General features: G+C 60.7%; 21 protein-coding genes. 12 read left to right on the top strand and 9 right to left on the bottom strand.

Annotated features, from left to right (window positions below; translation table 11 throughout):
- Nucleotides 1–12 precede the first annotated feature (12 nt).
- The 4 genes from ACYVIT_RS12185 to ggt all read right to left on the bottom strand — a co-directional run bounded on the left by ACYVIT_RS12185 (nucleotide 13) and on the right by ggt (nucleotide 5,167).
- Nucleotides 13–891 (bottom strand): ABC transporter permease, encoded by an 879-nt coding sequence (locus ACYVIT_RS12185; RefSeq protein ID WP_415806260.1) that lies wholly within the window; start codon nucleotides 889–891, stop codon nucleotides 13–15.
- Nucleotides 888–1,832, bottom strand: a complete 945-nt coding sequence (locus ACYVIT_RS12180; protein ID WP_415806259.1) for an ABC transporter permease — start codon at nucleotides 1,830–1,832, stop codon at nucleotides 888–890. Before ACYVIT_RS12180 ends, ACYVIT_RS12185 begins: the two co-directional genes overlap by 4 nt.
- Nucleotides 1,833–1,936: 104 nt before the next feature.
- Nucleotides 1,937–3,451 carry an ABC transporter substrate-binding protein gene (locus ACYVIT_RS12175; RefSeq protein ID WP_415806258.1) on the bottom strand — a complete coding sequence of 505 codons (1,515 nt, stop codon included), beginning with the start codon at nucleotides 3,449–3,451 and terminating at the stop codon, nucleotides 1,937–1,939.
- Nucleotides 3,452–3,538: 87 nt separating this feature from the next.
- Nucleotides 3,539–5,167 carry a gamma-glutamyltransferase gene (gene ggt, locus ACYVIT_RS12170; protein WP_415806257.1) on the bottom strand — a complete coding sequence of 543 codons (1,629 nt, stop codon included), beginning with the start codon at nucleotides 5,165–5,167 and terminating at the stop codon, nucleotides 3,539–3,541.
- A 161-nt stretch (nucleotides 5,168–5,328) separates the two neighbouring features.
- Here ggt and ACYVIT_RS12165 point away from each other — a divergent pair, with 161 nt between their 5' ends.
- A complete protein-coding gene (locus tag ACYVIT_RS12165; RefSeq protein WP_415806256.1) occupies nucleotides 5,329–6,231 on the top strand; it encodes a LysR substrate-binding domain-containing protein in 903 nt (300 codons plus the stop codon).
- 83 nt (nucleotides 6,232–6,314) lie between these two features.
- Complete coding sequence (locus ACYVIT_RS12160) at nucleotides 6,315–6,758, top strand: type II secretion system protein N (RefSeq protein WP_460478202.1); 444 nt, start codon at nucleotides 6,315–6,317, stop codon at nucleotides 6,756–6,758.
- A 69-nt stretch (nucleotides 6,759–6,827) separates the two neighbouring features.
- Here the strand turns inward: ACYVIT_RS12160 and ACYVIT_RS12155 are convergent, their stop codons facing one another.
- Nucleotides 6,828–7,517 carry a DUF3313 domain-containing protein gene (locus tag ACYVIT_RS12155; RefSeq protein ID WP_415806255.1) on the bottom strand — a complete coding sequence of 230 codons (690 nt, stop codon included), beginning with the start codon at nucleotides 7,515–7,517 and terminating at the stop codon, nucleotides 6,828–6,830.
- 292 nt (nucleotides 7,518–7,809) lie between these two features.
- On the opposite strand from ACYVIT_RS12155, the gene gspG reads away from it, so the two are divergent.
- From gspG to ACYVIT_RS12110, 9 genes are all read left to right on the top strand, one after another.
- Nucleotides 7,810–8,238: a type II secretion system major pseudopilin GspG gene (gspG, locus tag ACYVIT_RS12150; RefSeq protein ID WP_415806254.1), complete on the top strand. Its 429-nt coding sequence runs from the start codon at nucleotides 7,810–7,812 to the stop codon at nucleotides 8,236–8,238.
- A complete protein-coding gene (gspH, locus tag ACYVIT_RS12145) occupies nucleotides 8,210–8,701 on the top strand; it encodes a type II secretion system minor pseudopilin GspH (protein ID WP_415806253.1) in 492 nt (163 codons plus the stop codon). The genes gspG and gspH overlap by 29 nt, the downstream gene beginning before the upstream one ends.
- Nucleotides 8,688–9,197 (top strand): type II secretion system minor pseudopilin GspI, encoded by a 510-nt coding sequence (gspI, locus tag ACYVIT_RS12140; RefSeq protein WP_415806252.1) that lies wholly within the window; start codon nucleotides 8,688–8,690, stop codon nucleotides 9,195–9,197. The genes gspH and gspI overlap by 14 nt, the downstream gene beginning before the upstream one ends.
- A 65-nt stretch (nucleotides 9,198–9,262) precedes the next feature.
- On the top strand, nucleotides 9,263–9,907 hold the full coding sequence (locus tag ACYVIT_RS12135; protein WP_415806251.1) for a PulJ/GspJ family protein: 645 nt from the start codon (nucleotides 9,263–9,265) through the stop codon (nucleotides 9,905–9,907).
- 74 nt (nucleotides 9,908–9,981) lie between these two features.
- On the top strand, nucleotides 9,982–10,890 hold the full coding sequence (gspK, locus tag ACYVIT_RS12130) for a type II secretion system minor pseudopilin GspK (protein ID WP_415806250.1): 909 nt from the start codon (nucleotides 9,982–9,984) through the stop codon (nucleotides 10,888–10,890).
- Nucleotides 10,869–12,053 (top strand): type II secretion system protein GspL, encoded by a 1,185-nt coding sequence (gene gspL / locus ACYVIT_RS12125; protein WP_415806249.1) that lies wholly within the window; start codon nucleotides 10,869–10,871, stop codon nucleotides 12,051–12,053. Before gspK ends, gspL begins: the two co-directional genes overlap by 22 nt.
- Nucleotides 12,050–12,697, top strand: a complete 648-nt coding sequence (gene gspM / locus ACYVIT_RS12120; protein WP_415806248.1) for a type II secretion system protein GspM — start codon at nucleotides 12,050–12,052, stop codon at nucleotides 12,695–12,697. Before gspL ends, gspM begins: the two co-directional genes overlap by 4 nt.
- 152 nt (nucleotides 12,698–12,849) lie before the next feature.
- Nucleotides 12,850–13,599 carry a type II secretion system protein N gene (gene gspN / locus ACYVIT_RS12115; protein WP_415806247.1) on the top strand — a complete coding sequence of 250 codons (750 nt, stop codon included), beginning with the start codon at nucleotides 12,850–12,852 and terminating at the stop codon, nucleotides 13,597–13,599.
- 359 nt (nucleotides 13,600–13,958) lie between these two features.
- Entirely contained in the window at nucleotides 13,959–15,113 is a 1,155-nt protein-coding gene (locus ACYVIT_RS12110; RefSeq protein ID WP_415806246.1) for a glycosyltransferase, read from the top strand.
- Nucleotides 15,114–15,191: 78 nt separating this feature from the next.
- On the opposite strand, the gene gspE is transcribed toward ACYVIT_RS12110, so the two are convergent.
- Both gspE and gspD read right to left on the bottom strand, forming a co-directional pair.
- Entirely contained in the window at nucleotides 15,192–16,622 is a 1,431-nt protein-coding gene (gspE, locus tag ACYVIT_RS12105) for a type II secretion system ATPase GspE (RefSeq protein WP_415806245.1), read from the bottom strand.
- Entirely contained in the window at nucleotides 16,619–19,219 is a 2,601-nt protein-coding gene (gene gspD, locus ACYVIT_RS12100) for a type II secretion system secretin GspD (protein WP_415806244.1), read from the bottom strand. Before gspD ends, gspE begins: the two co-directional genes overlap by 4 nt.
- A gap of 337 nt (nucleotides 19,220–19,556) precedes the next feature.
- On the opposite strand from gspD, the gene gspF reads away from it, so the two are divergent.
- On the top strand, nucleotides 19,557–20,765 hold the full coding sequence (gene gspF / locus ACYVIT_RS12095; RefSeq protein WP_415806243.1) for a type II secretion system inner membrane protein GspF: 1,209 nt from the start codon (nucleotides 19,557–19,559) through the stop codon (nucleotides 20,763–20,765).
- A gap of 64 nt (nucleotides 20,766–20,829) precedes the next feature.
- On the opposite strand, the gene ACYVIT_RS12090 is transcribed toward gspF, so the two are convergent.
- Both ACYVIT_RS12090 and ACYVIT_RS12085 read right to left on the bottom strand, forming a co-directional pair.
- Nucleotides 20,830–21,168, bottom strand: a complete 339-nt coding sequence (locus tag ACYVIT_RS12090; RefSeq protein ID WP_415806242.1) for a P-II family nitrogen regulator — start codon at nucleotides 21,166–21,168, stop codon at nucleotides 20,830–20,832.
- Nucleotides 21,169–21,193: 25 nt separating this feature from the next.
- The gene (locus tag ACYVIT_RS12085) at nucleotides 21,194–22,843 is read right to left on the bottom strand and encodes an NAD+ synthase (RefSeq protein WP_415806241.1); all 1,650 of its coding nucleotides are present in this window, start codon (nucleotides 22,841–22,843) and stop codon (nucleotides 21,194–21,196) included.
- Nucleotides 22,844–22,850 lie beyond the last annotated feature (7 nt).

Raw genomic sequence — 22,850 nt, 5'->3', positions numbered from 1 at the left:
TCTTCGCCATGCTTACTTCTCCTGCCGTGGGTCGAGCGCATCGCGCAGGCCATCGCCGAGCAGGTTGAAACCCAGCACGACCAGGAAAATCGCCGAGCCCGGGAAAATCGACATCCACGGAGCCTGCGTCATGAAGTTTTTGCCGGTATTGAGCATCGATCCCCACGAGGGATTAGGCGGTTGCAACCCCAGGCCCAAAAACGACAGGCTGGCCTCAGCGATGATCGCGGTGGCGATGGTGATCGTCGCCTGCACGATCAACGGCGGCATGATGTTGGGCAGGATGTGCCGCGCAATAATGCGTGTGTCCGATGCGCCCAGAGCGCGTGAACTCTGCACGTAGTCTTCGCTCTTGACGGCCAATACCTGGCCACGCGCCAATCGCACGAATTTCGGTGCGGCCGACACCCCGATGGCAATCATGGCGTTGGTCAGGCTCGGCTCCAAAAACGCCGCGAGCGCAATCGCCAGGATCAAAAACGGGATCGCCAGCAGGGCCTCGGTGCAACGTGACACGATGCTATCGACCCATCCGCCAAAATAGCCCGACACCAGGCCTAGCGGCACGCCAATGATCACGGCGATGGCCACGGAGACAACGCCGGCCATCAGAGACGCCTGCGCGCCATACAACATGCGGCTATAGATATCCCGGCCCAGTTCATCGGACCCAAGCCAGAACGTCGCGGACGGCGCCTTGCGGATCGTCATGAAGCTGGTCTGAAAGGGATCGTGCGTCGCAAGCAAGGGGGCAAAGATCGCCAGCAAGACCATCGCCAGGACGATCGCGGCCCCGAGCAAGGCCACACGGTTGCGTTTGAATTTGCCCCAGGCGCGGTTGCGGCGGCGGGGCGGCGTGACGGCGGCAGCCGTAGCAGTATTTGCGCTCATGCGTGCCTCAGGCGTGGGTTAACCAGGATATACAGAATGTCGGCCAGCAGATTCATGATGATGAACCCTACGGCAACGCACAGGACCACGCCCTGCACCACCGCGTAGTCCCGCGTGAATACCGCATCGACGATCAGCTTGCCAAACCCGGGAATCGTAAACACCTGCTCCGTCAGCACAGCGCCGGCCATCAACTCGCCAAACAACAGCGTGACCAGCGTTACGATGGGCATCAAGGCATTACGCAAGGCATGGCGCAGCACCACGCGGCGCGCCGATACGCCTTTGGCGCGCGCGGTGCGCACGTAGTCGGCGTTCAGCGCCTCCAGCATGGCCGAACGGGTATGACGCATCAAGTAGGCGGCAATTGCTGTCGACAACACCAATGCCGGCATCAGCATGGTCTTCATCGATAACCAGAAATCCTCGAACGGTGAGACGTATCCCGATGCGGGCAGCAGACGCCATTTCACGGACACCAGCATGATCAGCAAAATGCCGAGCCAGAAGTTTGGTATCGACATACCCGACAGCGCCGCAACGTTGGCACCCATCTCCGTGACAGTGCCTTTGCGTACGGCTGCGATGATGCCCATGGGCACGCCGACCAGGATGGCAAAGAACATCGCCATCGTCGCCAGTTGCAGCGTGACGGGCAGTTTCTGGGCAATCAATTGCGTCACGGGCACGTCCGTGCGCAGCGAGCTTCCCAAATCGCCCTGCAGCACATTGCTCACCCATGCCCAATATTGCACGGGCCATGAGGCATCCAATTGATATTTTTGACGCAGAAACTCCAGAACGGCAGGATCGCGCTCCTCGCCCGCCATGGTCAGCACGGCATCGCCGGGCAACAGTTTCTGCAGCAGGAATACGATCACCGACACCAGTATCAATGTCGGTATCGCCACCAGCACGCGACGCAGAATTATTTTGAACATAAAAAGACCTGAAAAACTCGGGGATTACGAACGGTCAACGCCAAATGCACGGGCCGTGCGTGACGGCACGGCCCGTGCATCCGGCGATGCAAGACTACCCGCGCTTATTGCGCAAACGTCACGCCCTTCAGGCGGATCATGCCGTCCGGATAGGGCTTGAAGCCTTGTACCTTCTTGGCCAGTACAAACGGCCACGGTTGGTAGTAAATGTAGACCGATTGCGTTTCGTTTTGCAGAATGCTCTGGGCCTGATCGTAAATGGCCTTGCGCTTGGCTTCGTCAGGCACGGTGCGCGCCTCGTTCAGCAGTTTGTCGATTTCGGGATTGCAATAGCGACCGTCGTTCAACGCGCCTTTGCATGTCACGAACTGATGGATGTTGCCATCGGGATCGACACGGCCTGACCAGCCACGCATCAACAATTCGAAGTTACCGCTTTGCGCTTCGCTCAACAAAGCGGCGTATTCCGTCGGGCGCAGGCTCAATTGGAAACCAGCTTCGGCGGCCATGGCCTGCACCATTTCGGCGATCGCCGAGGTCGTGGTGTTGTTGCCGAAAGCCAGCTCTGCCTTGACTTGTTCCTTGCCTGCCTCTTTCAGCAGGGCCTTGGCCTTTGCCACATCGCGGGCGGGAATCGGAAATTTGTCGCTGTGATATGGGCTGGCCGGCGGAAACGGCTGATTGGCGGGATCGAAAATACCGCCACCCACAACCTCGTTGATCACATTGCGATCCAGCGACAACTCGAATGCGCGGCGTACGCGGGCGTCCTTGAACGGATTGGTCTCGGCGCGCTTGCCATTGGCCAAGTTGAAGTAGAACTGCTGATAGCCCAGCCCCGAAACATTGGCGAATTGCAGCGAGGCATCGCTCTTGACCTGTTGGGCATCCGAGGGATTCATGCGCTCCAGAATATCCAGCCCGCCTGCACGCAGGTTGGACAGACGCACGGTGGAATCCGGAATCGGCAGGAACGTCACGCGCTTGAAGGCGTAGTCCTTGGCGTTGTAATACTGGTCGAACTTGTCCAGTACGATGCGATCGTTCTGCACACGCTGCACAAATTTATACGGTCCCGAGCAGACAGGGTTGCGTCCCACCGCGGCAGTGTCGTCAGTAAAGGTCTTGGGCGACAACATCATGCCCGCACGGTCCGACAACGACGCCAGCAAGGTTGCGTCGGGCTTTTTCAATTTCAGCACCAACGTCTGTGCGTCAGGGGCGTCGACCGACTCCACAGAGGCCAGCTCGCTCTTGCGCATGCTGTCCTGCAGGGACAAGGCGCGCTCGATGTTTGCCTTGGCCGCCGCCGCGTCGAACTTGGTTCCGTCGTGGAATACCGCGTCCGAGCGCAGTTTGAACGTCAGCTGGGTATTGTCGTCGTTCCATGACCACGACTCGGCCAATTGGGGCACGAACTGCAGTTTTTCGTTGACGTCCACCAGTTTGTCGCACAAGGACGTGAAAACAATACGCCCCACATAAGTACGAGCGCGATGCGGATCCAGCACGTCGGGATCTTCTTGCAAACCGATGCGCATTTCCTGCGCGACGGCCGCGCCTGAGGCCACGGCCAATAGGGTTGCACACAGTCCAAGCTTGAAGGTCTTACGCTTCATGGTTCTTTCCCTTGTATACGTGTTGTAGACACCAAACCGGAGCCTGTCATGGGGCTCCGGTGTTGGATGCATTACTGTTATTTTGACTTAGAAGCCGACGGCTTGACCGTCACGTCGGGGATCGCTGGCCGCGACATAGCCCAGTTCGTTGTCGCTTTCGTGCATGCGCCAGATGAACTGGCCCGCGCCAAAGTCCATATAGGGATCGTCCACCGACTTCAGCGCATGGCCCAATGCCTGCAAGCCCTCGACGGTCGCCCGGTTCATGCTGGACTCGATATCCAGCGTGAAATCGCGGTTGACCTTCCAGCGCGGCGCGTCGCACGCGGCCTGCGGTTGCTGGTGGTAGTCCAGCATGCGCACGACGGTTTGCAGATGGCCTTGCGGTTGCATATCGCCGCCCATCACGCCAAAGCTCATCACGGGCTTGCCGCCGCGCGTGAGGAATCCAGGAATGATCGTGTGGAAAGGCCGTTTGCCACCCTCGACCACGTTGGGCGATTTCGGATCCATCGAGAAACCGACGCCGCGGTTCTGCAGGCTGATCCCGGTGCCCGGCACAACCACGCCCGAGCCAAAGCCCATGTAGTTCGATTGGATGAACGAGATCATCATGCCGCTTTCATCGGCCGCCGTCAGATAGATCGTGCCGCCAGCATGCGGGCGGCCGGCTTCGAATTGCGTGGCGCGATCCAGGCGGATCAGCTTGGCGCGGCTTTGCAGATAGGCGTCAGACAGCATCTGTTCGGGCGTGACGTCCATGCTGCGCGGGTCGGACACATAGCGGTACAGGTCCGAGAACGCCAGCTTCATGGCTTCGATCTGGACGTGCTGCGATTCGATCGAATCGACCTTCATATTGGCCAGGTCGAAATGTTCGCAAATGCCCAGCGCCATCAAGGCGGCGATCCCCTGCCCGTTCGGCGGGATTTCGTGCAGCTCGTAGCCGCGGTACGACTTGGAGATCGGTTTGACCCAGTCCGGCTTGTAGTTGCGCAGATCGTCCAGCGTCATCGCGCCGCCGCATTCCTTGGCAAACGCAGCGATTTTCTCGGCGATTTCGCCCTCGTAGTAGTCACGGCCGCCGCTGGCAGCAATACGGCGCAGCGTGTAGGCCGCATCAGGAATACGGAAATGCTCGCCCGGCTTCGGTGCGCGGCCGTTGGGCAGGAAGACCTGGGCGTAGCCCGGCTGGTCCCGCAACTCGTCGGCGGCGGCGGCCCATTTGTGCGCCACAACCGGTGGCACGGCGTAACCGCGCTCGGCGATCTCGATGGCGGGCTCGAACAAATCGGCAAAAGGCAGCTTGCCGAACTTTTCATGCAATGCCGCCCAGCCGGCCACTACGCCCGGCACGGTCACCGCGTCCCAGCCGCGCTTGGGTTGAATGGCCAGACCGTTGGCGTCCGTACCATATTTGGCCTTGAAATATTCGACGTTCCAGGCGGCAGGCGCCACACCGGAGGAATTCAATCCGTGCAATTCCTTCCCGTCCCACAGGATGGCAAAGCAATCGCTGCCCAGACCGTTGGAAACGGGTTCAACCAGCGTAATCGTCGCAGCAGCTGCAATCGCAGCGTCGATAGCATTGCCGCCCTTTAGCAGCATGCGCAGCCCCGCCTGCGCAGCCAGCGGATGCGACGTAGAGACGACATTGCGCGCAAACTGAGGGATGCGGTAGGAGGGATACGGGTTATTCCAATCAAAGGTTTTCATGGCGCGGGGACTCGAAAAAGAAACCTGGGAGATAGATACACAAACCGGACTGCATGGCCGACACGTGCACCAGCGCAACGCGCCAACCAAAACAATTGAAGTTACTCTTGTGATTTAATTAAATCAATTTGAATAATTATTTTCTCGTAAAAAATATTTTTATGAGTAGCATTCGCTTCCTGCGCAGCTTCCTGGCTGTCGCCCACCATGGCTCGTTTTCCGAGGCTGCCGAGCAGGTCGCCCTGACGCAGGCGGCCATCAGCTTTCAGATGCGCGCCATTGAGGCCGAACTGGGACGGGAATTGTTCGACCGTACCGGCCGGCTGGCTATTTTGAACGCGGCCGGACGCGAGCTGCTGCCGGATATCAAGCAGTTGGTCGACATGTACGATCGCCTGAAGCTGCCTCGTTCGGCCCCGGGCAAGCTGGCGGGTGCCGTCTCCATCGGCGCGATCGTGTCGTGCATGGGGACACTGTCCAAAGTGGTCTCTCAGCTCAAACGCCAGCACCCCGCGCTGGATGTCCGCGTACTATCGGGCAAAGCCAGCGAGCTCGCCAGCAAGGTCGAGGCCGGCGAGCTCGATGCGGCCTTTGTCGTCGAGAGCAACCGCAAGGTCGCCAGCCTGCACTGGACTCCGCTTTACGAAGAGCCGCTGGTCATCGTGGCACCTGCGTCCGTGCAGGAACAAACAGCGCACGCCGTGCTGGCGGCCAATCCTTTTCTGCGCTTTGATCGCACCCAGCGCACTGGCCGGCAGATTGACCGCCTGTTGCGACGCCTGGGCGTCGCCTCTGACGAGTTTCTGGAGCTGAACGCGATCGAGACGCTGGTCGAACTGGTGCGCCAAGAGGTGGGCGTGACCCTGCTGCCCCTGTTGAACGGATCGAACTGGCAAAGCAGCCAGGACCTGCGCATCGTGTCTCTGCCGGATGAATTGGGACACCCTACCCGCAGCATCGGCATGGTGGAACGCCGCGATCACGTCCGCCAGCACATCACCCACGAAATCTGCACGCAAAGCCTGGAGATATTCCAGATGAAGGCACATGCCCAGACAGGTTGATCCTGGTTGCCGGCGTCACACATACTGCTGTCATAAATTTACGTTAGGGTCCACGCTTTCGTCCCAGCGATATCATCTGCTTTATGCGCCTGCGCCCGACCTTTACGCTGCCCTCTGCCCCACGCGCCGTACGCGTTCTGGCGATTGCCGCCGCCGCGGCGGGTGTGGGACTCTGGAGCGCAATATTGTTGGCGCCTGCGCCTACCGATTTGCCCCCCGCCCTCAACACCAGCAACGCCCCGGTATCGGACACACGCTCTGTGGCGATGCTGTTCGGCACCGATGGCGTACTGGACACGCAGATTACGGTATTGGGCCTGATTGCCGCGGGACCGCAAGGCTCTGCCGTATTGAGCGTAGATGGCGCGCCGGCCCGGGCCTATCGCATCGGTGCCGAGATCGCACCGGGGTTGTCGCTGGTCGAAGTCTCGACCAGCGGCGTCGAACTGGACCGCAACGGGACGCGCTTGCGCGTCGCGGCGCCCAAGCTATCCGCCGTTCCGGCGGGAATTGTGGCCGTCCCCTAGATCGGCTCACCTCTCCCGCACGGCTGGCATCTGGATATTGCTGCAGCCCTGATCGCCGCGCGCTGCAGGTTATTTCCCTTTGACGTATTTCCGGACTTCGCGGGCAGCGCCGGTGGCCCATTCATTGATCAGCGGCTGCAAGTCGGCCGCCTGAACCCCGCCCTTGCCCTGGCTGGCGCTCGTAATCCGTTCGCCTGTGCCCCCGCGCACGGCGGCATACAACATTTCGCCTGACATGCTATCTGTCACGAGCGTCTCGATGGCAATCGTCGCATCACGCGGCAGTCCACCATCCAGGGCGGCTTTGGCGCCGGTCAACACCAGGCCGATCGGAATGTATTGGTAAGCCTTCAGCGCTTGTTGTTCTGCCCCGACCGCGGTAATGGCGATACGCACGTGCGCGACGCCAGGGCCCGCGCGGTCTACCAGACGGACCTGCTGCCCGATCTTGCTGCGCAGCGATTGGTCGATCGTATTGCGGATCTGGGTCAACGTTTCCATCGACACATCTTCGGTGGCCTTGGGCTCCGGGTAATACTTAACAGTGTCAAGCCATACCGCTTTGTAGCGTGCCGGGGTAAACGCGGGATTCACATAGACCTGCCGGGTGCCGCCATCGGGGGTGGTTTCCTGGTGCAGGCGGCTGTAATCCGGCAAGAAGCCCGACTCTTTAGGCGCGGACCGCGTCGCACAGCCAGAGACCAAGAAAGCAGCCAATATCCCCAAACACATTGCACGCACTGGATTATTGATTTTCATTGCTTTTCCTTTGCGGAAAGTAGACCCAGAGAAGTAGCGCTGTAAACTTTTGTCCTGCCTCATACCATAACGTAACAAAAGCTACGCAGCACTATAGCGCGCTCCAGACGCTTTGTGTCAACGTCCGTCTGCGGAACGTATCTGCCCTGCGCTTGCGACATTCCCTGGGCGCGCCAAGGCGACCGGCACGGTGCAGGCTCATTGTTTTCGCCCTGGAAGTATTACTGTCATATTTCTGACGCATCATTGCCGCCTTCATATGGTTTTTCATTGAATGAGCGGAGAATAGTTCGTGCCTCAGTTTCAGCGCCCGCGTGCCCGGCAGCAAGGTTTCACCCTGATCGAGATCATGGTGGTCGTGGTGATCATGGGCATTCTGGCCGCGCTCGTCGTCCCCCGCGTGCTGGATCGCCCGGACCAGGCGCGACGCGTCGCGGCCAGACAAGACATCAATGGCCTGATGCAGGCCTTGAAACTCTACCGCCTGGACAACGGCCGTTATCCCTCTACCGCTCAAGGGCTGCAGGCCCTGGTGCAACGCCCGGATGGCGCGCGCAATTGGCGGCCCTATCTGGACCGCATGCCCAACGACCCGTGGGGCCATCCCTATCAATACCTGAACCCCGGCGTTAAAGGCGAAATCGATGTGTTCTCGTTTGGCCCCGACAACAAGCCAGGCGGAGAGCAAGACGATGCGGACATCGGCTCGTGGGAACTCTGAGGGCGGCTTTACCCTGATCGAAATGCTGGTCGTGGTGGTGATCATCGCCATCGCGGCCTCGATGGTCAGCTTGTCAGTGGCCTCCTCGTCAGATCGGACGCTGCGCGCTGACGCGGAACGTCTGGTCGATGCTTTTTCTGTCGCGCAAAGCGAAGCCCGCAGCGATGGCCGCACGATTCGCTGGTCTGCGGACGAGCAAGGCTGGTCGTTCGAGCGGCAGGGTCGATCAGAACGTCTGTCGGCACAGGACGATGGCCCCCTCAAGCCCGATCGCTTCGATGACGATCAGAGTCTGCGCCCTCAGACATGGCGCTCGCCACCCGTGGCCCTACAGCTTTCACCCAATCGGCCAGTCGTTTTCGGTACCGAGTGGATTGCCGATCCCATCGTACTGGAGCTCTCCATCAAAGGAGACACCGTGCGTATCGAACGCGACGCGGCAGGCGGATATGCCATTAATTAAACCGTTTCCTGATGGCCTTGCTCGGCCCCATGTTCGCCATCCCGCGAAACCGCCACCGCAGCCGCGTGCATGCGGCGGCCGGCGTTCCGGCGGCCGGCTATCCGGCGGCCAGCATTCCCGCGCCTCGAGAGCTGCCGAGCAAGGTTTCACGCTGATCGAAGTCCTGGTGGCGTTGGCCATCATCGCCGTCGCCATGGGTGCCGCGCTGCGGGCCACGCAGGTCATGCTCGATAACAGCCGCGCTATCCGAGGCAAGACACTGGCGCTGCTGGCTGCTGAAAACACGCTGGCGCAATTGCGCCTGGAGCGCACATTCCCGCGCGCCGGTACACAGACACGCCCCTGCCCTCAAGGCAATGTCGCATTGCGCTGCGAAATCGAAATCCGCAATTCAATGAACCGCAATTTCCGCCAAGTCACAGTCCGGGTGAATGACGCAGACCGCGATGGCGTGACACTGACGCAGTTGAGCGGCCTCTTGTCGCAGGTTAGATAATGTGCACCTGTTCTAGCAGACCGGCGGGATCGAATAGACATCCAGGCGCGCGTCGCATCACACCCGTGCTCCCGCGCACCGCACAGCAAGGCTTCACGCTCATCGAAGTCCTGATCGCCATCGCCCTGATGGCGCTGGTCAGCCTGCTATCCTGGAAAGGCCTGGAACAAGTATCGAACGCGCGCGATTGGCTGGGCGAAGAATCCGCTGACCAAGCCACCGTCTTGCGCACGCTCGGGCAAATCGAACGCGATTTGAATCGCGCCTATGCGGGCGCACCTGCGGGCACGACATCCAGCACGTCCGGCAGTTCCGACGGTACAGACACGGGCACCGCCACGCCAAGCAGCACCACACTGCTGCCTCCGGGCATTGATATCACGCAGTCCTCTGGCGCCGTGCTGCTGAATCTGATCCGCGCCACACCGGAAAACGGCTTGTGGCAACGCGTCATGTGGCGCCTGCGGCCCGATGGCTTATGGCGCTATAGCGGCGCGCCCGGCTCGAGTTATCCATTGCCAGAACCCGATCAGGGCGTTCTGATCATGCCCGGCGTCAGCCGCCTGGATGTGCGCGCGTGGTTGACCGGACAAGGCTGGATCAACCCGTTGCAACCCGCCACGGCCCGTGCCGCAGGCCTGGAAATCGCCATCGAGCGTCAACGCGGCAATCAGAAAGAACGCTATACCCGAATTGTGGTGCTGTCATGAGAACGGCCCGCATCCGCCCAAGCTGTGCGCCAGCGGTATTGGCAACATCCCGCCCCCCCCGCGAACAGCGAGGCATGGCTGTCGTCAGCGCCCTGATTGTCGTAGCCATCGTGGCTGCGCTGACCAGCGGCCTGTTTCTGCGCCAGACGTCAGCCATACGCCAGATCGAAAACGAACAGGCCCGCATTCAGGCTCGATGGCTGCTATTGGGCGGCATAGATTGGTCGCGTCTGATCCTACGCGATAACGCCCGGGCCGAATCCACCGTCAGGCGGGACCAGCTATGGGCAACTCCCGTCCAGGACACACGCATCGATGGCGAACAGACGGGCGAGGATGCGGTCTTTGCCGGCAACATCCAGGACGAGCAAGGTAAATACAACCTGTACAACCTGGCCAAGCAAGGCATCGTGGATGAAACACAGATCGAGGTCCTGGCGCGACTGCTCGACATGCTGGGCCTGCCCAACACCCTGGCACGCCAGATGGCCACGCAAATTGCGCTGACGCAAAGCCGAAAAGTTGCGGCGGGCCCGGCACCGGCCGACGAAACCAGCAGCGGTGCGCGCGCGCCGCAATCACGCGGCATTGACGATATGGCCGCGCTATTGCGTATCGACGATAGAGCGCTGCAGACCCTGCGCCGTACGCTTACCGTATTGCCCGAGGCCACCGAGGTCAACGTCAACACTGCCGAGCCCGAGGTCATTGCGGCAATCGTGACCGGCTTGACGCTCGCGCAGGCCCGCAGCATCACCGGCGAACGCGACCGCGGCGCCTGGTTCAACAACAGCGCAGACTTCACTAATCGTTTGAGCAGCTATGGCGATGCCGTGGAAATTCCTCCCGTGACCACCGGCAGCAATTGGTTCATTGCCAATGGCACCGTGGCCTATCTGCGCTCACGCGTCAGCATGCAGGCGCTGTTGAATATGTCGGCAGACAGCACACCGAAAACCGTATGGATAAGAGAAACACCGTAACCACGCCGTCACGCCCGCCGGTAAAGAACACGCTACGTATCGCCCTGCCCCCCTTGGCGGAATGGACGGACAGTACGCCTTTGGCTTATGCCTGGCTCGACCGGCAAGGCCGGGTTGCGCGTGGCGGCGGTTTACCCGCAACGGAACTTGCTGCGGCATTTGCCCAGGCACGTACCCAGGTGGTCTTGCATCCGGATGACGTGATCGTCGCCATGATCAACGTCCCCGCTGTCCCCGCCAATCGTTATGCCGCCGCGGTGCGGGGCATCCTGGAAGGCCTGGTATTGGGGGATATGGATGGATTGGCGATAGGCCACAGCAAACGCGCAGAAGACGGCACGGCCATCGTCGCCTGGACGCCACGCGAAGCCCTGCGCAGCGCGTGGCAGCGCTTGTCCGCTGCCGGCTTGTCCGTGCAGGCGTTTTATCCCTTGCAAATCTGGTCAGACCAACCGTGCATCGATCAGGCGGCGCCTCTGCACAACATCGAGGATCCCCGTTGGCAAGCGTCTAACCCCGGATGGTCTCTGGCCATCCCACAGTTGGCGCCGCGGCAACCCTCGCGCTGGCGCGGCGCCGCGGCATGGATCGCAGGCGCGGCACTGATCTGGATTGTCGGCCTGAACATTCATGCCGCTCAACTCCAGCGCGAGACAGAACAACTACGGCAACACATGGAGCGCGACGTGCGCGACGCATTCCCTGACATTCCTGTTGTGCTGGACCCCTTGCGCCAAGCACAACAAGGCCGCGACGCCCTGCGTACTGGACAGGGAGACACTTCGGGCAAAGACCTATTGTCGCTGGCCCGTGTTGCCGCCCAGGTCTTGCCGTTTGCCGCGGATGCGGTAGATCTGCTGGTCTACCAGAATGACGTGCTGACATTGAGGTTGAGCGACGGCTCGCAAGACAGCGGTCAGAGCGAATCGGGATCGCCGCCCGCGAACGAACTGGGCAAGACTGCGACACCCAACGTTAAAGCAGCCTCGCCGGAATCCGCGGGTCCGGCCTCAGCCCCAAACGCCCGGACCGGCGACGCAAAGACCACTGCGGCGGACCGCGTGGCCGATACCGCTGCCATTTTGCAACGCGCCTCTGCCTTGGGCGCGCGCGTAGAGCGCGACGACAAAGGCGCCTGGCGCATTACTCGAGCCGACCCATGAGCTTTTCCGATTCCCTGCGTAACTCCGTGGCCCCCTGGGTCCGCCGAGGCTCGGCCTGGTATGGCAGAGCTGAATCCTGGTATCGGCACCGCCCGCGTCGCGAGCAACAATTGCTGGCAATGGCCGGTGGCGTGATCGGCATCGCTCTGATTTTTCTGGTCCTGATCGAGCCAGCCTGGTCGACCATGACACGCGCCCGACAACAGCTACCGGAACTGCGCACACAAGCCGCCGCCGTATCCGACCTGACGGCGCAGGTCCGTGCCCTGAGACGCCAAGGCAGCCACGGCGCCAGCGACGGCGCCCCTTCGATTGAGGAGCTCGGCAACAGCCTCAAACGCGAAGGGTTGAACGAAGAGAGCTGGTCCTTGTCCGAGGCGCCAGCCGCCTCGGTGTTAAGCACCAGCAATGGCCAAACCTCGCAAACCTACAGCAGCCAGGATCTGGCCACTCGCCAGGCCATCACGCTGACACTGAACGAGGCGTCCTCATCCGCGCTATTCCGCTGGCTGGACACCTCCGCCCGCGATTGGCGCCTGTCTGCGGTCAAAGCCGAACTCACGCGTGCCCTGCACGCCACAGGCCGCCGCCTGCCAGGCCGCCTGAGTGGCACATTGATATTGCTGCCGGCTTCGCCATCGTGAGGCCTCTAGCCCAGATCACATCACACCGACGCGTCGTGCCACATGCTTGACGTCGTCACTGTTGACGCTCACAGACGTGTGCAGACCGCGCACGTGATTTGAACCCGTTTCCGTTCCCGTACCACGGACATCCCCCGATCAAACCTTTCCTGATGCGCCTGTCACTACCTTCATTCGTCTCGGTGCCGTTGACCATTCTGGCGCTCTGCAGCGCCATCGTCGCTGCGCTATTCGTCCTGCCCGCACGCTGGCTGATGCTGGCTTTGCCTGATAACGCGATGGCCGCCATTGCTGACGCCGGCGGCACCGTGTGGCGTGGCAGTGCGCAAATCGCGCTCGGACCTGATGGCGCACGCTATCTGCTGCCGCAACCTGTCAACTGGCAATGGAATAACGGGGCGCTGGAGATTTCCCATCCGTGGCTGCGCGGACCTGTCCGCGTCCAGCCCAGCTGGTCGGGACTGAAGGTCTCTGCCCAGAACCTGCGCGCGCCCGCCAGCGTCCTGACCGCGTTCGGCGCGCCGCTGAACACGATTGTCCCCGCAGGCCAGATCAGCCTCGAATGGCAAAGCTTTATCGTGGGTCACCTGCCCCAAAGCGGCAACCTCGCTACCGGTCGCTGGACACAAGCCGGGTCCGCACTATCTCACGTACGTCCTCTCGGCGACTATCGCTTGCAGGTCAACGCCAAAGACGGCAATGCTCAGTTCACTTTGAGCACAGATTCCGGGGCTCTCGTCATCAACGGCCAGGGTCAATGGCAAAAAGGCCGTATCCGCCTGCAAGGCACGGCAGAGCCCGCCGACAATGCCACCGATGCGCAACGCGCCGCACTGACCGGGCTGCTCAGCGCGTTGGGCCCCGTCACCAAGGGCCAAAGCCGGTTTGGCACGCCGCGTTGAGTCGCCAGCAGCGTCGATAGCTCGAGCGTGTCTTTTACATGTAACAATCATTCGCGCGGCAGCAACGGCGATGAGAAGCATTTTCCTGTCGAAAAAAAACGTGTGTTAGGAGCTGTAAAACTCCACATATGCCACAGCGCACAATGCTAGCCTGAAGTCCTTCAGATACGTTCAAGGCGGGCTCGATTGCGCCGGCAGGATAGCACCCCTGCCCACACAAAAGTCATTGCTCGAATACGGGCATCCATTCGTGACGAAATGGCAAGCAACTTGCCAATAGACGTCTTTATTGGCGCAACCATTATCTCTACGATTCAGTTTCAAGATACGTTTCCCCCTGCGGCGTTTTGGCAATTCCCATGAATATCCTGTACACGAATTTCCATGCCGCGGCGACCATCGGTGGTCATTCGATCTATATCCTCTCGCTGCTGCGCGCGCTGGCTTCACACCACAATCTCATGGTCGCGGTCCCTGATGGCTGCGGCCTGGCGCGCATGGCGGGCGATATAGCGAATGTGCGAGTCATTTCACAAGAATATCCCAGCCGCTTTTTCAAACGCCTGCGTGCCGCCCGGCAACTGCGACGCGTTATTCGAGAACAGCAGATCGACGTTATTCACGTCAACGGTTCGGCCGATCACCGTACCGTGATGCAAGCCTGCGCTGGTTTAGGCCACAAGCGACCTCGCGTCGTCTTCACCAAACATAACGACCTGCCCATTTCGGCCATCGGCGCAGCGTGGCGTGCCCGCCTCTGCACTGACCATGTGATCGGCGTATGCCGCTATATCGAGCCCATGCTGCGCCAGTCACCTTATGCGCGTCTGCCTATCAGCATCATTGCCAATGGCGTATGTGGACAACGCTTTCAACCCTGGTCCACAGACGCGACACACGCCGCCCGGCTGGGCCTGCTGGGCTCGCGCGCAGCCGATTGCCGATTGCTGGTGGGCAGCAATGCCGGCACCAATGATTACAAAGGCTGGATGGACATGGTGAATGGCCTCGCCTCACTAGGAGAACAGGCTCGAGGCGTATACGTAGCGCTGGCGGGCGCCTATCCGAATGCCGAGCAGATGCAGGCATTACAGGCAACAGGGCTGGCGGATCGCGTCATTTTTACTGGACCGCTGGATGATGTACGGCCTTTCCTGGCGGCACTGGACCTAGGCTTTGTCCTGTCGTATCGGGTCGAAACCATTTCATTTGCCTGCCGCGAGATGATGGCCATGGGCTTGCCCGTCATCGTGTCGGACCAGGCCGGTTTGCCGGAAAATATTACGCCCGGCCACGACGGCTGGATTGTGCCTCGCCGCGACCCGCAGGCCGTGGCCGACGTGATGCGGGGCGTGTTGCAAGACCCTGCCAGCCTGAAAGCCATGGGCCGGGCAGCACGGCGCAAAAGCGTTGAGGAATTCAGCGTCGAAGCCTTCTCCCGGCAGACCGAACAGGTTTATCTGAGTTTGGCGCGCGTCGCTGACACGCCCAAACTGCAACCGCGCATGAGTTGACCCTCACGCCCTCGGCCGTCTGCCGTCCAGCCCTGCACGTTGTGGCGCATCACTCGCAACGTGCACGCGCCATGCCGATTATGACTCTCGGGTCACGCGCAAGATTTCCTCTGGCGACGTGGCTCCCGCATCCACCCAGCGCTGTCCGTCGTCGCGCAGTGTCCGCATTCCATTGCATAAGGCCTGCTTGCGTATGGCCTGCTCATCACGCCCTTCGTGAATCAAACGGCGTACGTCTTCATCCACGGTGAACAGTTCGTGAATCCCGGACCGTCCGCTGTACCCAGTGTGATTGCATGCCTCGCAACCAACCGGCCGATACACCACCTTTCCATCGGGCAGGGTCTCGGCAGCGCGACATTCCGGGCACAGCTTGCGTATCAAACGCTGTGCCAACACCCCTAGCAACGACGATGCCAGCAAAAACGGCTCGACGCCCATATCGACCAGACGCGTCACCGCGGACGTCGCGTCGTTCGTATGCAGCGTCGCCAGCACCAAGTGCCCGGTCAATGACGCCTGCACCGCGATCTGTGCTGTTTCCAGATCCCGGATTTCACCGATCATGATCACATCCGGGTCCTGGCGCAAAATCGCGCGCAGCGCCAGCGCGAATGTCATATCGATCTTGGCGTTGACTGGCGTCTGGCTGATGCCGGGTAAGTCATATTCGATGGGATCCTCCACAGTCAGAATATTGCTCGTCGAGGCATCCAGCCGCGCCAGGGCCGCATACAAGGTCGTCGTTTTACCGCTACCCGTCGGCCCTGTCACCAACACAATACCGTGCGGCTGGCGGATCAGGTGATCCAACTGCGCCAACACCGATGGGCTCATCCCCAGCTTTTCCAGCTGCAGACGGCCGGCCTCTTTATCCAGCAGACGCAACACCGCGCGTTCGCCGTGCCCGGTCGGCAAGGTCGACACCCGCACATCAATCGGACGCCCGCCTACACGCAACGCAATACGGCCATCCTGCGGCAAACGCTTTTCCGCGATATCAAGATGCGCCATGATCTTGATACGCGAGATCAGCGCCGAATGCAGCGCCTTGCGCGGACTGACGACATCGCGCAGAACACCATCTACGCGGTAACGCACCACCGAATGCGTCTCATAAGGCTCGATGTGCATATCGCTCGCACCGTCACGTGCCGCCTGCGCAAACAAGGCATTGATCATGCGGATGACGGGCGCATCGTCCTGGGTTTCCAGCAGATCGGCGACCTCTGGAATATCCTGCATCAGACGGTCCAGATCGATCTCGTTTTCCGCCACGCCCATCACCGAGGCCGCATCGGCGGTATCGCTGTAAGCCGCATTCAACAAGGTCTCCAGGGCATCGTCCGACACCTCGGTCACCGGCACTTCACCGTGACAACGCAGGATCTCGCGTATGGCCCACGATGGCGTACGCGGACTCGTCGTCAGTTTCGACGCTCCTGGCCGCAATAGCAGCACCGCGCGCTGCGCGCGGGCCCAACTGTAAGGCAAGGGATAGGCGTTCACAGATGTGTCACCAGCTCGGGACGGAAACCCAGTTCCTTCAACAGTGCAACAGCAGTATCGACCGTCGTCGCATCGCGTGCCAATTCCGTACGTACCACGTATCCCTGCCCGCCGGGCCCTACCTGGGAATAAGCATTCAGGCCACTGGTGCGCACACGCTGCACAATACGCTTCGCTTCGGCCTCGTCCTGGACAGAAGCAAATTGCAGAACCGTCGTGTTCGATTCCTTTTCTGCATAGAGTGCCGAAGGATCCGTCGCGATACTGACGCCCAAGGGCAGGCTCGCCCGAATAGGCAAGCTCGGATCCGAGCCCCCAAATGGCTGCGGAAACTGACGCACGGCAAACGTCTGCACCGTTGTCGGCGGCTCACGGCGCATCGTGGTGGCCAGCGCTTCCGGGCGCATGTCGTAATCAGCGCCACCCACCGCCGGTACATTCGCCGGCGGCAATAACGGCGCTTGCATATCAGGCAGGAGCCAATGTTTGCCGGGTTGCGCCTGGCTCTGCAAACGGCGCATATAGTCATAGCGATTCACCGTCACATTCGCGCTGTCGCGCTTGTCACGCACCACATAAGGCCGCAAGAACACCATCAGATTCTTTTTGGTGCGCGCCCGCGAGTCGTAGCGGAACAATGCCCCCAGTATGGGAATCTCGCTCAAGCCCGGCACGGCGCTGGTCGTCGTCGTGACGCTATCCTCCAGCAAGCCTCCCAACACTATGATCTGGCCGTCATCGACCAGCACGCTGGTATCGATGGCACGCTTGTTCGTGACGATGCCCGTGGTCTCGCTGGAGCTCGCCTGGTCAATGCTGCTGACCTCTTGGTAAATATCCAGCTTCACCGTGCCACCTTCGGAAATCTGCGGGCGGATATTCAGTTTCAGGCCGACATCCTCGCGTTCGATCGTTTGAAACGGATTGCTGCTGCCGTCACTGCCGGAGGTCACATATTGCCCCGTCACGAACGGCACGGTCTGTCCGACCAAAATGCTGGCAGACTCGTTGTCCAAGGTCAGCAGATTCGGCGTAGAGAGGATATTGGCTTTGCCTGTATCGTTCAGTGCCCGCGCCAATACACCCAGATTGATGATCTCATTGCCCAATACATCCACAGTGCCCTTGACCACCCCCAGCGTGAGACCGCCTGCCAACTGGTCAATCGTCGTAGCGCCCGTAGACGATGTGCCGATACCGCTGCCGCCGAGGTTTGTCCCGCCGACAAAGCCGCTGCCATCGTTCAGATTGCCGCTGCCCGTCATCCATTGGATACCGAACTCTGCCGCCGCCTCGTCGTTGACTTCGACAATCAAGCTTTCCACCAGCACCTGCGCGCGACGCTGATCCAATTGATCGATCACTTCGCGCAGGCTGCGGTACAGCGGCTCGGGCGCCGAAATGATGAGGGTATTGGTCGACGGATCCGCTTGGATCGTAGCGCCCCCGCCGGAATACGACACGGCCTGAGATGAGCTCGTATCGCGCTCAATCTGTTCCATGCTCAGCGAGTTGCCAGACGAACTGCTGGAGCCGCTACCGGTCGAACTACGGTTCAACGACGTATTACGCGATGAGGTATTGCGATTGCTGCTAGTGCCGGTGTTGTTGCCCGGCGCCGTCGTCTGACCTGCCATCGCATTGGCGGCATTCGCCGCATTCAAAGACTGACTGTTCAGCAACCCACCCAGCACTTCGGCCAGGCGCGCTGCCTGCGCGTTGCGCAGATACACCACGTGCAGATTGCCGGGCCGGGATTGCTCCGAATCCAGCTTATTGATCAGATCGCGTGCCAATTTAGTACGCGCCGGGCTGCCAGAGCGAATCAATACGCTATTGGTACGCGGGTCCGCCACCATGGATATACGCTGCGTTTGATCGCTGTTCTGCGCATCCAGCAACTGTGTCGCCAGCGACGCCAGATCGCTGGCCACCCCGTATCGCACGGCCACGACATCCGTATCGATCGCACTGGGTACATCCACACGCGCGATCACCTGAGCGATGCGGTCCAGATTGTCCGCGTAATCCGTCACGACCAGCGTATTGTTGCCGGGATAAGCATTGATCGGGTTGTTGGGCGGCACCAACGGGCGCAGCACCGGCAACAGATTCGCAGCGTTCTCGTATTTCAACGAAAACACACGCGTCACGATCTCACTGCGTTGCGCCCCACGCGCAAACTCGGCCACCGACACTGGCGCAGGCGCACCCGTGCGGCGCAGCGCATCGGTGACGACCGGACTGCCCTGCAGTTTGGCATCGGACTCCGGCACCACACGCGTCACGCCGTCGACCTCCACAATCGCATACCCCTGCATGCGCAAGGAACCCGCCAACATATTCAGCGCGGTCGCGCGATCAACGGGGCGGTCCGACACCAGCGTCAACTTACCCTTGACGCGTGGATCCACCAGATAATTGCGTTGCGTGAACAACGACAAGGCACGCAATACGGCAGGGATATCCGTATCGACAAAATTCAAACTCACCTTGTCATTAGTGGCCTGCGCCTGAGCGTAGACGACCGGCAAAGGCATCGCGACTTGAGCGATGGCAAGCAGACAGGCCAGAGTAGTTTTTCGAACGCGACGCATGAACTCTCGGTGACTAAAAACGTAAAAAGACAACGATCAGCAGCAACAAACATGCAACAAATCAACGGGTGAAACCCACCTGAAAACAATGAACGAATCACCTGTTCACTGCCATCCGACCGCGAGACAAAACGCCCGACATTGCGCCTTGGACATGACATTTTCATGACAGAGAATGTGATTGTTCCGATTGGGGCAATGCGTGCCGACAGCAAATAAATGGCTCAAGACGATGAATTTCGCGGCCGAGTATACGGGGTACCCCTGCAACACCATTGTCATAATTCAGCGTCAATCTGACGGCCTATAAATTCAAGAAATTCCAGGCTCTTTTTGCATGCCCTCATTTCGCTATGAAGCCACCGATCTGGTGGGAAAGATTGTCCACGGCACCCTCGATGCTGAAACCGAACGCGGTGCACGCAACCAATTGCGCGCCCGCGGTTTGTTGCCGCTGTCCACGACGCTCGCGGCCTCTCGCCATGCTGCGGGCACCAGCGTCCTGCAGCGTCGCCTGTCCGATGGCGAACTGGCATGGTTGACTCGACAGCTGTCCAGCCTGCTGGCAGCCCGCCTGCCGCTGGACGCTGCGCTCAGCGCGACGTTGGAGCAAGCCGAAAGCCGGCACGTCGCTGGCGCGCTGACGGGTGTACGCGACGAAGTTCGCGCGGGATTCCGCTTGGCCGATGCACTGGCCACTCGCCCACGCGACTTTCCGGAGATTTATCGGGCACTGGTTGCCGCTGGCGAAGAATCCGGTGATCTGGCGCAGGTCATGGAAAAACTCGCCGATTACATCGAAGAACGCAATGCCCTGCGCAGCAAAGTGATGACGGCTTTCATCTACCCCGTCGTCGTCGCCTGTGTATCTGTCGTGATCGTGGCATTCCTATTGGGTTATGTCGTGCCGCAAGTGATCACCGCGTTTGATCATGCGCACCAGCAACTTCCGTTGTTGACACGGGTCATGCTCACGCTCAGTGATTTTGTGCGTGATTGGGGCTTGATCACCGGCGTCGCCTGTGCCGCCCTGTTTGCTTTATGGCGTCTGACATTGCGCTCGCCCGCGCGCCGCATAGCGTGGCATGCCCGCTTGCTGCGCATGCCGTTGGCTGGCAAGTTCGTGCTGGGCGTGGATGTCGCCCGTTTCGCCTCGACACTGGCAATCTTGAGCGGCAGCGGCGTCAGCCTGCTGGGTGCGCTAAATGCCGCGCGCCGTACGCTGGGCAATGATCGACTGCGCAACGCCGTCGACGAAGCCACAGAGCGCGTACGCGAAGGCGCACCGCTGGCCGCCGCGCTCGCCGCGCAAAAAGTCTTTCCGTCTTTGTTGATTCACCTGATTGCCAGCGGCGAAAAAACCGGCCGTCTGCCGGAGCTGCTGGAACGTGGTGCGCAGAACCTGTCGCGCGACCTGGAACGCCGCGCCATGGCGATGACCGCCCTGTTGGAACCCATGCTGATCTTGATCATGGGCGGCTTTGTGCTGCTGATTGTGCTGGCAGTGATGATGCCGATCCTGGATATGAATCAGCTCGTGCGTTAAAGGAGGGAACGCATCCCTCCCGTCGACATTGCGCCGGGCTCGTCCAAGCCCTGGCGCCTGTCACTTACAGGGCTTGTTCACCGTTCTCACCCGTACGGATACGAATAGCCTGTTCGACCGGCGAGACGAAAATCTTGCCGTCGCCGATCTTGCCGGTACGGGCGGCCTTGATGATGGCCTCGATCGCGGGATCGACCATATCGTCGCCCAACACCACCTCGACACGGATCTTGGGCAGGAAGTCGACCACATATTCAGCGCCCCGATACAACTCGGTATGCCCTTTCTGGCGGCCAAACCCCTTGACCTCGGTAACCGTCAGGCCGCTGACGCCGACCTCGGCGAGAGCTTCGCGCACCTCGTCGAGCTTGAATGGCTTGATAATGGCAGTGACTTGTTTCACGTTATTCTGATCCTGAAGAAAAAACTTAAACGGTTTCCCGAAATCCATTGGTGACAGGATAGCGCCAATCCCGGCCAAACGCCCGCGGCGTAATACGGGGCCCCGGAGGCGCCTGCCGACGCTTGTATTCGTTGATGCGAATCAAACGCACGATCTGCTCGACTGCCGGCTGCGGAAAACCTGCAGCAACGATCTCGGCCGCCGACTCATTGCGCTCCATATAGCGCTCCATGATGCCGTCCAGAATGTCATACGGCGGCAAACTGTCCTGGTCGGTCTGATCCGGCCGCAATTCCGCCGAGGGCGGGCGCGTGATGATGCGCCGCGGGATGACCTCCGTTTCACGGTTACGCCACTCAGCCAGTCGATAAACCAGCGTTTTCGGCACGTCTTTGATCACCGCGAAGCCGCCCGCCATATCGCCATACAGCGTGCAATAGCCCGTCGTCAGCTCGGATTTGTTGCCGGTGGTCAGCACCAGTCGGCCCGTCTTGTTCGACAGCGCCATCAGCAAGGTCCCACGCACGCGCGCCTGGATGTTTTCCTCAGTCGCATCGATGGGCAGGCCGGCAAACTGCGGCGCCAGCATGTTCTCGAAGGCCTCAAAGGCCGGGGCAATGGCGATATCGTCGTGTTGCACGCCCAGCCGCTGCGCCATATCAGTCGCGTCAGTCTGGGAGATATCTGCGGTGTAGCGCGACGGCATCATCACCGTACGCACGTTCTCGGCGCCCAGCGCATCGACCGCCACGGCCAGCACTACGGCCGAGTCGATCCCGCCCGAAAGCCCGATGATGGCGCCCGGAAAGCCGTTCTTGCCCAGGTAATCCCGCACGCCCAGCACCAGCGCATTCCAGACTTGCTCTTCGAGGCAATAGGGCTTGACGTCAGCATGGGCGGACACCGGCCGCACAGCGCCCCCTGCATCCACCTCGACCACGTTGACGCCCTCGGTGTAGTCCGGCAGGCGCGCGGCCGGTTGCCCCTGGGCATCCAGGGCGAACGAAGCGCCGTCGAACACCAGCTCATCCTGCCCGCCCACCATATTTGCGTAGATCACCGCACAACCGGTGTCCTGCACACAGCGGCGTGCGACGTGCAGACGCTCGTCCTGCTTGCCCGTATTGTAAGGCGAGGCGTTAGGCACCAGCAGCACCTGAGCCCCGGCCTGTGCCGCCGCCCGGGGAGCCCCTGCGAACCAGATGTCTTCGCAGATATTGACGCCGAAACGCACGCCTTTGACCTCAAAGACCAGCGCGTCATCCGCAGCGGTGAAATAGCGTTGCTCGTCGAAAACCGAATAATTCGGCAATTCGCGCTTGCGATACACCCCAACCACGCGCCCCTCGCACAGGACTGTGGCCGCGTTATAGAGGTTTTCACCCTCAGCCAGCACATGACCGACCACCAGATGCAGCCCAGTCAGGCCAGCCGCATCCCGGCGCAACTGATCCAGCGCGGCCTCCTGGCTATCAACAAAATGCGGCCGCAGCAGCAAATCCTCGGGCGGATAGCCCGTCAGCACCAGCTCGGGCGTGACCAGAATATCGGCGCCCTGCTCGTGCGCCGAACGGGCGGCCTTGAGCACTCGGGCGGCATTACCGGCAACATCACCCACATAAGCGTTGATCTGCGCGATTCCAACGCGGGCAACGCGGTTTGACGACGGTTCCAAAATGGGG

The sequence above is a fragment of the Bordetella muralis genome (assembly GCF_054781015.1).
This window is presented reverse-complemented; position numbering and strand designations above follow the sequence as displayed.